The organism is Megasphaera sp. NM10 (assembly GCF_000417505.1).
Classification (GTDB): domain Bacteria; phylum Bacillota; class Negativicutes; order Veillonellales; family Megasphaeraceae; genus Megasphaera; species Megasphaera intestinihominis.
Map to the genome: position 1 here is coordinate 1 of NZ_APHY01000079.1, position 11,240 is coordinate 11,240.

Below are 11,240 nucleotides of genomic sequence, written 5' to 3' on the forward strand. Positions count from 1 at the left end.
GAGCTATCTGCGTCAGTACCTTGAAACAGCTGTGTGAACGCTATGGGATAACCTATCTGGAACAGGAAGAATCCTATACCTCTCAGGCCAGCTGCCTGGATTTGGACGACATTCCCGTATACCAGCCGGATGCCCCCTATACAGGAACGTTCAGCGGGAAACGAATCCGGCGCGGCCTGTACCGTTTCGCTAACGGCAGGACGGCTAATGCCGACATCAACGGTGCCGCCAACATACTCCGCAAAAGTAAGCAGAACTTCGATTTCGAGGGACTGTGTAAGGGGCTTTTGGACAGCCCTTTGAGAATAAGGCTATCCTGATTGCAGGAGGAAACTTAAACAGCAACCTTCTCAAGAATCTCCCGCTTCTATAAGCGGGAGAGGTTCAAAATAGACATAAGTTATAGATACGAGGAGAATTATCATGAAAATCACACAGATTATGTATACCAATGAAGCGGCAGGCCTGTCGTGCCGCGGCGAAGAACGCTTCCTGCCTTATGGCGAAGCCCTCTGCCTGGCAGGTCGCGCCATACCGACGGCCCGGCTGTGGAAAAAGATGCAGGATGACGGCGCGGCCGAATTCCCGGACCAGACGGGCCGCATGGACGGCACGTGTCAGCTGATGCAGCAGTCCTTCACGCCGCGCAAAGCCGTCTACGAACTGTATCGCACGGAGGCCGCACAGCAGCGTCATATCGCCACGATAGCGCTGGAACAGTTCCCGCGGCCGACAGCCATCGGCGGCCACAAAGTCCGCGGCCATATCGCCGTGAGCCATCCCCTCACACCGTCGAGCACAGCAGAAGCCCTAAGCCTGGCAGGCGTCCTGGACACGGCCGGTCAAATTGCCCTGGGCCTGGGCGTCATCCGCCTGGTCTATGACGACACGCCGCCCGTCGCCGACGACGATGCCGCCCGGCTGCGCGACGAACTGGCCCAGACCCAGGCCTATTACCAGACCTTGCAGGAAAGTTATGATGGCTACGTCCAGACCCTGGAACAATCCCTGCGCGAATGGGAAACGCGCTGTCCCCAGGAAGACGTCGAAAAAAGGGCCCTTCCCCTGCCCGACGACTACACGTCGCGCCTGGAAAAGGTCCTGGAAGGCTTCCGCGTCTGTCTGGCCGGCGGCAGCGCCCTGTGGCATGACAAAGTCCGCACGCGCTTCCCGCACTGGATGATCCTGGAAAACAAGCACTTCGACGTCCAAAAACTCCAGGGCGCCGACGTACTCATCATCAACACCAACCATACAGGCCACGCCCTGGTCCGCAAAGCCTGCCAGCAGGCCGCTTCCCAGGGCACCCTCGTCTGCTACACCAGCCGCTACAACCTGAACGCTGCCGCAGCCGACATCCTCTACGCCTTGGGCGAGTAAGCCTAAGAGCCACTGACTTTTATTTTGCAACATTTTTGTAAAATTGAACAAATAATTGCATTTCCCATAAGATTCTTTACGGCATATTGACGCTCGCCGCAGCGGCGCGCTATAGTAAAGGCATGAGGAGGTGGTATCGTGAAAAAATGGAAACAGGCTATCCTGGCCGCCTTGTTCTGCACGTGTACGACGTTGACAGGACTGGCTGCAGACACGGCCAAAACGGCACCTGCCGAAGCGGCCGTTCAGACCCAGGCCACCGAAACAGGATCTGAAAAAACAGCAGAAAAAGCCAGTGTGCCTACGGATCCGTTAGCCGGCCATACAGGTAAAATCATCGACAAATATTACCTGACCAAAGGCTCGACCTATAAAGACGTGACGACGCTGCTCCAGACCATCGATTCCCAGCGGACCGGGCTGGACACAACAACCAGGCCTTATTATTTCCGCGTCGACAAAGACCTGACGGACAAGTACTTCCGCCGTGTCCGGGCCTATGACGACAAAACGACGGAACAGATTGGCGAATACTTAGTCGCCAAAGACAAGAGTGCCGTCTGGCGCATGGATACGCCCCACGAAGGCTTGATTTATGGCAGCGCTAAAAAAATGATGAAAAAGAGCCGCATCATCATCTACCCGCGCTACCTGGCCCTGGGCAGCAAAGGCATCGTCGCCCTGCAGACGCCGGGCAATGGCCTGACGGCCAAGAGCCTGAATGAGTCCGTCGCCAAAATCGGAGAAGACAATACCATCATCCCCGTCAAGACGGGCCAAGTAGACATCCTGGCAGACGTGACCGTCGGCGACGTCAAAGAAACGGCATCGCGCCGCATCTCCGTCGTCACCCAGGCCGACCTGCAGCGCATGGCCTACAACGCCTACATGACCCAGCTTTATATGGATACCTATTGGAATTGGGGTTGGGGCAGCCCTTTTTATAATGACTGGGGCTGGCATCGCCCGCCACCACCGCCACGCCACGGCCATCGGCCGCCACCTATGTACGATTTCCCGACCTGTTTGCTAGAAGAATCATCCAAATCCCTAACTTTAAAGAGAAACCTCTCAGACCGCCTTTGGCGGCCAGCTCTCCTATTAGGAGAGCCTTTCATCAAGCCTCAAACACCTCACACCAAATGTCTGGGAGCAGCCGAGACGGCGCCTTCCAGGCTTTCTTTTTCTGTTTTGTAGATGCGTTCGGCGATTTCGTCGACTTTGTGGGTCAGCCACATGTAGGCCGTCGTACCCTCACGGTAATCGGCTTCGGCATACATATCGATGCGGCCATCTTCCCGCAGTTGTTCGACCTGGCGGAAGGCCTTGCTGTTTCCTTTGGGATAAATGGCAAAGGTCGATCCGCCGAATTTTTTGACTACCGAAAAGGCCGGCACATCGCTGGGCCCGTCGGCAATATAAATCATATTGGGGAAAGCGACGCGGCGCAGGGCATCGGACATCTTGGCATTGACATCGATTTCCGGATGCTGAGGCACGCCCTTATTAATTTCAAAAAGAGCCCTTGTCTTAGTCGTATTGTCGATGGTATAGCCCACTTCACTGATGATCTTATGTTTTTCTGCATCGAGCCCTTCAATGAGGTCACAGCCCCAGATTGCTTCAACATAGGGCATGACGGCCGACCCTTTGATGATAGCCGACATGCCCGTACTGACGATGTAATGCTCCACCTTGATGTTGTACTCGCGGTACTTGGGGTTCTCTTCGACGACGCGCTGAAGATTCTTGAAGATTTCCGGGACGCCGTGATAATACTTCTGCTTCTGGCCAAAGGTCTTCAGCTTTTCATTATTAAGGCCCTTGAAAATCCCATTCTGTGCGTCCTTGATGAACTGATTCAGATAAATCGTATCGGCATTGACCTTGACGCCTTCCTTGGCATAATACGCCGGCAAGGCATTGACATGCTGCCAGAATTTTGCCTTATCAATATGATATTCCTCAAAAATCGGGTCCTGCATGTTCCCGTCAATCAAAGTCTTGTCGAAATCCCAAATCACAGCAATGATGTTCTGCATGAAGCTCACCCCGCTTTCAGGCAATCAGAAGGAAAAGGTATCTTTCAACCCCAGCCACTGCTGGTCTTTATCGCTCAGATTCAGCGGCGTCCCGTCTTCGAGGTGATAGCCGGCGGCGCTGGGCGAACCCTGATATTCGCCGACGAGTTGGGGCCACTGGATGCCGATTTCCGGGTCGTTCCAGGCCATGCCGCCTTCATCATTGGGATGCCAGAAATCATTGACCTTATAGCAGAATTCCGCCACGTCGCTGAGAACCAGGAACCCATGGGCAAAGCCTTCGGGAATGAGGAACTGCTTCTTATTTTCTTCCGTCAATTCAACACCGTACCATTTGCCATACGTCTTGGAATCACGGCGCAAATCGACAGCCACATCGAAAACACTGCCGCGGACAGCACGGACGAGCTTGCACTGTGGAAAATGTTTCTGGAAATGAAGCCCCCGCAAGACCCCTTTCGTCGACATGGACTGATTATCCTGAACAAAATTAATATGGAACCCCGCTTCCTCCATATCCTTCTGATTATACGTCTCCATAAAATAACCCCGTGCATCGCCATGCACCGTTGGCGTAATGACACAAAGCCCGTCAATACCGCCCACATTCTTTTCAACCTTTATCTGACCCATTAATATTTATCTCCCTTCATGCATGTTTCCTTTATTATAACATAATTTAAGTAAACGCAGGCCGCAGGTCGCCGTTCGCAGGCCGCCCTTATCGTTCATCGTAGGTCGTTCGTCAACGAGCCACGAACCACTAGCCACGAGCCACTAAATTCCCCAAATACCGCTTCAAGGCATCTTTCCAGTCAGGCAGCGGCCGAAATCCGTTGGCGACGAGTTTGCTCTTGTCCAAGCGGGAATTAAAGGGTCGTTTGGCTTTCGACAGGCCGTATTCTTCCGTCGTGACGGGGATGACTTTCGTCGTATAGCCGGCCTGGCGGTAGATTTCACAGGTAAAATCATACCAGGAAATATAGCCGCCTTCGTTAGTCGCATGGTAATAGCCGTATTTATCGCTTTCAATCATATCGACTAACAGACGAGCCAAATCAAAAGTATACGTCGGTGTCCCAATCTGGTCATTGACGACGCGGACCGTATCGTGGGTCTTACCGACATTGAGCATAGTCTTGACGAAATTCTTGCCGTTCTGACCGAATACCCAGGCAATGCGGACGATAAAATATTTTTCCAGCGTCTGCGAAACGGCCAATTCCCCTTCAAGCTTGGTCTGGCCATAAACGTTGAGGGGCTGGTAATCCTTGCAGTCCGGCTGCCACGGCTCCGTCCCCTGCCCGTTGAACACATAATCCGTACTGAGATAGAGCATCTTACAGTCCAATTCCTTGCAGACATCGGCAATATGCTGCGTCCCACCGGCATTGACCGCCCGGACCTGAGCCACTTTGTCGTCATCTTCGGCCATATCGACAGCCGTCCAAGCCGCACAATGAATGACCGCATCGGGCTGGACGTCCAAAATGACACGCCGTACCGCATCTGCGTCGGTAATATCCAAAGACACATACGGTGCCGTCGTCACCGCCGTCCCATCAGCCATACCGCTGTAAGCCGGAGCCAAATCACTGCCGATACCGACATGCCCCCGCAAAGCCAGCTCATTCATCACATCATGACCCAACTGGCCATTCACACCTGTTACAAATATTTTCATAGGATGTGTTCTCTCCCTTCATGCATGTTCCTTTTTATCATAGCATATTCAATTTGCAGGCCGCAGTTCGCCGTTCGCAGGCCGCGTCGGATTCAGATGCCGCTTCGCGGCAATAAATTCAAAGTAACACCATCGCCTCGAGTAACCCTCGGCTCGTAAAAATGCCCTGATTGGGGGCCTTGTATTTCTTATGGTCTGCAAGATTGCGGCGACCTGCGATGAAAGGCGCCCCTGCGAAGGGGAGCTGTCAGCACAGCTGACTGAGAGGTTCTTTTCCCATCGCCTCTATGCGATTTTGTAGGGGCGCCACGCGGGGCGCCCGTCCGGAATAGCGATGCATAACGTACTGCATGCCATATGAACAGTTTGGAAATATTCCTAACTGTTCACAGCGGGCCGCCCTTTGGGACGGTCCCTACAGATGCGGCTTGTAGCCGCATAATTTTTTATCGCCTGCATGCGATTTCGTAGGGGCCGTCCTAATAAGGCGGCCCGCTACGCGCTGAAGGTATCCCGAAGCGTCGTTGTCACTTTGAGTCTGTTGCCGCGTAGCGGCATCTGAGTCCGAGACAGCCTGCGGCCGGCGAACTGCGGCCTGCGTCGAAGCTCCTAGCCTCGACTCCCATACATCTTCTGATAATACTGCTGGTATTCCCCGGAAATGATGGGCTGCCACCAATCTTCGTGGTCCAAGTACCACTGGATGGTCTTCTTGATGCCGTCGGCAAATTTCGTTTCCGGCAGCCAGCCCAATTCTTTGTGGATTTTCGTCGGGTCAATGGCGTAGCGGCGGTCATGGCCTTTACGGTCCGTGACATGGTGGATGAGGCTTTCTGGTTTGCCCAGTTCTTTGCAAATCAATTTGACGATGTCGATATTTCTCATTTCATTATGGCCGCCGACGTTATAAACTTCGCCGACACGGCCCTTCTGGAGGATGAGGTCGATGGCCCGGCAATGGTCTTCGACATAGAGCCAGTCGCGGACATTAAGGCCGTCCCCATAGACAGGCAGCGGCTTGTCATGCAGGGCATTGATGATCATGAGGGGAATCAGCTTTTCCGGAAAATGATAAGGACCATAGTTATTAGAGCAGCGGCTGATGGTCACCGGCAGGCCATAAGTCCGATGATAAGCCAGAACCAGGAGGTCAGCCGAAGCCTTGGAGGAACTATACGGACTGGACGTGTGGATCGGCGTCGTTTCCGTAAAGAACAAATCCGGCCGGTCCAAGGGCAAATCGCCATAAACTTCATCCGTCGATACCTGATGATACCGCTGAATACCGTACTTGCGGCAGGCATCCATGAGGACAGCCGTCCCCATGATATTCGTTTCCAAGAAAATCGCCGGATTCTCAATAGACCGGTCGACATGCGATTCCGCCGCAAAATTGACGACCACATCAGGATGCTCCTCTTCAAACAACCGATAAACCGCGTTGCGGTCACAAATATCGGCCTTGACAAAACGGAAATTATCCTGATCCATAACCGGTGCCAACGTAGACAAATTCCCAGCATACGTCAACTTATCCAAACAAATCACCCGGTCCTGCGGATGCTCCTTCAACATATGAAACACAAAATTCGACCCAATGAAACCGGCACCGCCGGTTATTATTATAGTCATTCTAGGGTTCCTCCTTATCATACACTACGCATTTTTTCATTTATAGCAGTTAGCCGTTAGGGGCTAGGGATTAGTCGGAGATATCGTGTATTCGAGGGAATCGAAACTGCTGAGCGCCGCAGCTGGTCAGATAACGCAAATTTCTCCTCATACGGCAATTTTTTTGCAATAAGATATGCCTCCCGGGCCAAACGCATCGCTTTTTGCCAAACGACCAAATCTTGATAACATTTCACTGGCATAGTACATTACTCCCTTCCATTTACGAAAAAAGAAAAAATGACTTGCCAATACACACCCATCAGACACTAACCCCTAATAGCTAATCCCTAACTGATGCTTTTTAATCCTTTAAAAAGCATCCTTCAAAAATCGTCCTTCTGCGACTTTCTTCAGATACTGTCCGTACGGGCTCTTGCCATATTTGATGGCGCTTTCCATGAGGGTGGCTTTGTCGATCCAGCCGTGGCCGTAGGCGATATCTTCTAAGGCGGCAATCTGGATGCCAGCCCTGGTTTCTACGGCTTTGACGAAATTCGAGGCTTCACTCAGGCTATTGACTGTTCCCGTATCGAGCCAGGCATAGCCCCGTCCGAGGGTGACGACGTTGAGATTTCCTTGTTCTAAGTACATCTGATTCAAATCCGTTATTTCCAGTTCGCCCCGCGCCGACGGCTTCACTTGTTTGGCATATTCACAAACATGCTTATCATAAAAATACAGCCCCGTAACGGCATAATTCGTCTTAGGCTGTGCCGGTTTTTCTTCAATAGAAATGGCTTTGCCCTTTTCATCGAATTCAATGACACCGAACCGTTCCGGATCATCGACATAATAGCCAAACACCGTAGCCCCTTCCGTATTAGCTGCAGCCTGCTGCAAATGACGGGTCAGCCCAGCACCGTAGAAAATATTATCGCCCAAAACCATGGCACACGGTTCCCCATCAATAAATTCTTCGCCAAGAATAAAGGCCTGGGCCAATCCATCCGGCGACGGCTGCACCTTATAACTCAGATGGATACCATAGCGCGACCCATCCCCCAGGAGCCGTTCAAAATTCGGCAAATCCGTCGGCGTCGAAATAATCAAAATATCCCGAATCCCAGCCAACATCAACGTCGACAAAGGATAATAAATCATCGGCTTATCATATACCGGCAACAACTGCTTAGACGTCACCATTGTCAGCGGATACAACCGCGTCCCGCTGCCCCCAGCTAATACAATCCCTTTCAAAAAAATCACTCCTCACAGTAAAATTCAATACCTAATTATACCAAAAAAGAACCTGACATACAAAGTTATGAATAACTTTATACGACAGGCTCATTTTTCTTACTTTAGAACCATCCCTACACCATGGTAATATCTTTATACTGCGGCTTCACGATCCACTGGCCTGATGATCCATGATGCCCCAGCCTGTCTTTGTCTTGACCGGCGTCAGGCCGTTGCGGAAGCCTTTGACGTCCTGGATCTGGCCGGCGGCAGCACGGTACTGGACCTGACCGTTCCTGTCGACAATGGCATACTCTTTCTTGTCGTTCCAGCACCAGGTATAATCGTCGAGGAGGAAAGCCATCCATTTCACACTGGCCGGGAATTCCGCAACAAAGGCCCCTGTTTCCTGATTGATGAGCATATTTTTATCGCCGTTCGTCAGCAAAAGGCGCTGTGACCCCAGGAACTGTACGCCGTCATAGGTCAAAGGTATCACTTCGTCATCGTAATAGACGGAATGCGTCGACGAGCCAATCAGCGTACCGGCGAGGAAACCGCCCCAGGTGAACGTACTCCCGCCTATAGAGGCGGGAGCTTCCTGCTTCAACGAGAACAGCGCCACTGACTCCAAAGAGTTGCGGCGGCTTACACCCTCTCCACAGGCGTAGATTCCCGTGCGCCCCACGGTATTTTATGAATTACGTCAGGCAGATATCCGCCTGGCTTCTTCCCGAATATTGATGGCCGCGTTTTTATCGCGATTATGGTGACTTCCACATTTCGGGCAATCCCATTCCCTTACAGATAAGTCCTTGGTTTCGTGGTTCTGATATCCGCAAACATGGCACAGCTGGCTGCTTGGATACCACTTGTCTATCTTGATGAGCTGTTTGCCTTGCCAAGCCAGTTTATACTCCAGCATGTTCGTGAACATATTCCAGCCATTGTCAGTTACGGATTTGCCAAAACTGAACTTGCCACCCTTTTTCCGCTTGGCCATCGCTTTGACACTAATATCCTCAATGCCAATGGCATCATAGCGGTCTGCAAGGTAGCGGGCCTTCTTATGCAGGAAATCCCGCCGTTGATTGGCCACTTTCTCATAGAGAATAGCTACGCGCAGCCTTTGTTTTTCTCTGTTGTGACTTCCTTTCTGCTTGTTGGATAGCTTTCGCTGTGCCTTAGCCAATCTTTTCTCTGCCGTTCGCAGGAAATCGGGATACTTAGCATCCTCCTCATCGGAAGCCACATACAAACCGTGCATCGCAAAATCCAGCCCCAGGAAGGTCTTCGGTATGACAGGGAGTATTTGGTTTTCATACTCCACTAGCATACTGATATCCAAAGGTCTTCGCAAACGTAATTTTCTGTTCCCTTGTCGGATAGATTCTGTATCGGTATGCCTTATTCACTATCATCACCTGCCTTGACTTTCCCAATCCTTTCACTCTTGCTACTGATTATACTGCAAATCAAATTGTGAAGCCATTGTTTTTCTGATGGCATCGAGCCTCAGAAAAACCTGCAATTCATCTCACAGCCTAAAAAGGTGGGAAACTTCTTGCAGAATCAGGTTAAAAATCAAGATGCATTACGAATCATCTCCATCCAGATAATCACTATACCATAACCCACCCAAGGGCAATCCTTCTTTGCATAGATTATCAACTAACTGAATGTCACTGGCTCTTTGTATCGTCGAGAAACCATCTTCCTGCTTCCTTAAAATCCAAACTTCATTAGGCTGCAAAGCATCCACTAAATAAGGTTGGTGAGTCGTCACAAAAATCTGCGGCGCATTCTTGCTCCGCTTCGTTTCTTCCCGCAATTCCCGCACAAACACTTCCAAAAGCTTATGATAGAGCCCGTTTTCCGGTTCTTCAATACAAATGAACGGGGATGGATTGGGATCCGCCAGTAAAATCATATATGCAAATACCTTTAACGTGCCGTCTGACATTTGTTGTGCATAGAACGGCTTTTTGAATCCCCTGTCATTGAAGCGTATGAGCAGCCTGCCGTCCGGCGTCTTCATGGTATCGATTTTCTGGATACCTGGTATTCTTTGAGAAATCTTATTTAAAATTTCTTTGAACTTCTTCGGGTACTCTCTTTCCATGAATTGAATGACATTGCCCAAATTATCGCCATGCCGCGCTAACTTCGCTTGTGCCCCAGCCATGGGCAGACTGCGTGCCGCATCAGGCGTAAAATAACTCAAATACCACCCTTCAATAAACTTCCGAAAAGCCGCGATACGTGGATGAGCTTTCAAAGTTCCCAAAGTGGCAATGCCTAATCTACGCTTATCGTCCATGGATATGACTTCACTATCCCGTGATTCTTCCCCTTTTAAATCAAGGAATTCGTTTTGCGTTCCGTCCGCATTTCCCTTCCAGACTCGGCCTTCGCCATTCTCCAGTATCAAAAACGAATAGGGTTGTCCCCATCGCTGGCCCTTACGCCGCTGCCGCAAGCGTTCACTCAAAACAAAAGGCCGTCCTTCCTTGTCCAGATCAATTGCTAGTTCATACGTAATCGGCCGATCATTACGACTTTCTTTATAATAGATTTCAAAAGAAATCGGCCCTTCTTTCCCTAAAGAATGAATTTTTTCATAGCCACCCCGATTCTGGGCATCACAAGCTGCTTCTACCCCATACTTCAAACAATCCGCCAAAAATCCAAAAGCATCCATCAAGGAACTTTTGCCTGTCCCATTCTTGCCAATGACCGTAGTAATCGGGGTCAACGGCTCTGCCGCCTGCTCATTCCATAAACGCCCCATCTTAATATCTGCCAATGCTTTAAAGTTTTTAATATGCAACCCTTGTATATGCACAAAATTATCCATATAATTCACGCTCCAAATCACGAATTTTTATTCACCTGCTTCGCCACGCAGTAAACGAACAAACATTCTAAGTTCAATATATCATATCTAGGGCAAATTAGCAAGATATCCATTGGTCTCTCGTAATGCCCAGAAACTTGAATATAATGGGCCTGTAAATTCAGACCAGTACTGAAAATTTTAAGAGTGCATGATATAGTATTAAGTAACGAAAATTGGAGGATGCTATCATGCCAAGAAAAAAGTACACTTCTGAATTTAAGACCAAGATTGTTCTGTCAATTCTTCAAGGCGACAAGGAATTCAATGTCATCTGTTCTGAAAACGGCCTGAACCCAAACATGGTCAGAAAATGGAAGCAAGAATTCCTGCAAAATGCCCATCTTGCCTTTGGTGCAGATTCTGAGCGTAAGGCCGTTCAGAG

At 50.3% G+C, this 11,240-nt stretch carries 14 protein-coding genes; 4 read left to right on the forward strand and 10 right to left on the reverse strand.

Going from position 1 to position 11,240, the window contains the following annotated elements; all coding sequences use genetic code 11:
• The 3 genes from NM10_RS11375 to NM10_RS11385 form a co-directional block, all read left to right on the forward strand.
• Nucleotides 1-320 (forward strand): zinc ribbon domain-containing protein (locus NM10_RS11375; protein WP_020311697.1); only part of this gene is annotated, 320 nt, incomplete at its 5' end.
• Between the two features lie 103 nt (nucleotides 321-423).
• Complete coding sequence (locus NM10_RS11380; protein ID WP_020311698.1) at nucleotides 424-1,380, forward strand: hypothetical protein; 957 nt, start codon at nucleotides 424-426, stop codon at nucleotides 1,378-1,380.
• Nucleotides 1,381-1,518: 138 nt separating this feature from the next.
• Nucleotides 1,519-2,577 (forward strand): hypothetical protein, encoded by a 1,059-nt coding sequence (locus tag NM10_RS11385; RefSeq protein ID WP_020311699.1) that lies wholly within the window; start codon nucleotides 1,519-1,521, stop codon nucleotides 2,575-2,577.
• Here NM10_RS11385 and NM10_RS11390 read toward each other — a convergent pair.
• The 10 genes from NM10_RS11390 to NM10_RS11425 all read right to left on the reverse strand — a co-directional run bounded on the left by NM10_RS11390 (nucleotide 2,514) and on the right by NM10_RS11425 (nucleotide 10,816).
• Nucleotides 2,514-3,422 (reverse strand): HAD family hydrolase, encoded by a 909-nt coding sequence (locus NM10_RS11390; protein ID WP_020311700.1) that lies wholly within the window; start codon nucleotides 3,420-3,422, stop codon nucleotides 2,514-2,516. The genes NM10_RS11385 and NM10_RS11390 overlap by 64 nt on opposite strands.
• Before the next feature lie 24 nt (nucleotides 3,423-3,446).
• Nucleotides 3,447-4,055 (reverse strand): dTDP-4-dehydrorhamnose 3,5-epimerase, encoded by a 609-nt coding sequence (rfbC, locus tag NM10_RS11395; RefSeq protein ID WP_020311701.1) that lies wholly within the window; start codon nucleotides 4,053-4,055, stop codon nucleotides 3,447-3,449.
• A 130-nt stretch (nucleotides 4,056-4,185) separates the two neighbouring features.
• On the reverse strand, nucleotides 4,186-5,106 hold the full coding sequence (rfbD, locus tag NM10_RS11400; protein WP_020311702.1) for a dTDP-4-dehydrorhamnose reductase: 921 nt from the start codon (nucleotides 5,104-5,106) through the stop codon (nucleotides 4,186-4,188).
• Between the two features lie 609 nt (nucleotides 5,107-5,715).
• Entirely contained in the window at nucleotides 5,716-6,738 is a 1,023-nt protein-coding gene (gene rfbB / locus NM10_RS11405) for a dTDP-glucose 4,6-dehydratase (protein ID WP_020311703.1), read from the reverse strand.
• A gap of 56 nt (nucleotides 6,739-6,794) precedes the next feature.
• Nucleotides 6,795-6,980 carry a four helix bundle protein gene (locus NM10_RS13390; RefSeq protein ID WP_071601858.1) on the reverse strand — a complete coding sequence of 62 codons (186 nt, stop codon included), beginning with the start codon at nucleotides 6,978-6,980 and terminating at the stop codon, nucleotides 6,795-6,797.
• A gap of 109 nt (nucleotides 6,981-7,089) precedes the next feature.
• Nucleotides 7,090-7,977 carry a glucose-1-phosphate thymidylyltransferase RfbA gene (gene rfbA, locus NM10_RS11410; protein WP_020311704.1) on the reverse strand — a complete coding sequence of 296 codons (888 nt, stop codon included), beginning with the start codon at nucleotides 7,975-7,977 and terminating at the stop codon, nucleotides 7,090-7,092.
• Between the two features lie 148 nt (nucleotides 7,978-8,125).
• Nucleotides 8,126-8,569 (reverse strand): hypothetical protein, encoded by a 444-nt coding sequence (locus tag NM10_RS11415; protein ID WP_020311705.1) that lies wholly within the window; start codon nucleotides 8,567-8,569, stop codon nucleotides 8,126-8,128.
• A 96-nt stretch (nucleotides 8,570-8,665) separates the two neighbouring features.
• Nucleotides 8,666-9,307, reverse strand: coding sequence for a transposase (locus tag NM10_RS11420; protein ID WP_239639726.1), 642 nt, complete (start codon nucleotides 9,305-9,307; stop codon nucleotides 8,666-8,668).
• On the reverse strand, nucleotides 9,279-9,380 hold the full coding sequence (locus tag NM10_RS15320) for a helix-turn-helix domain-containing protein (protein ID WP_071601859.1): 102 nt from the start codon (nucleotides 9,378-9,380) through the stop codon (nucleotides 9,279-9,281). Before NM10_RS15320 ends, NM10_RS11420 begins: the two co-directional genes overlap by 29 nt.
• A gap of 173 nt (nucleotides 9,381-9,553) precedes the next feature.
• Nucleotides 9,554-10,816 carry an AAA family ATPase gene (locus NM10_RS11425; protein ID WP_020311707.1) on the reverse strand — a complete coding sequence of 421 codons (1,263 nt, stop codon included), beginning with the start codon at nucleotides 10,814-10,816 and terminating at the stop codon, nucleotides 9,554-9,556.
• A 230-nt stretch (nucleotides 10,817-11,046) separates the two neighbouring features.
• Here NM10_RS11425 and NM10_RS11430 point away from each other — a divergent pair.
• On the forward strand, nucleotides 11,047-11,240 hold a 194-nt coding region (locus tag NM10_RS11430), incomplete at its 3' end, for a transposase (protein ID WP_020311708.1).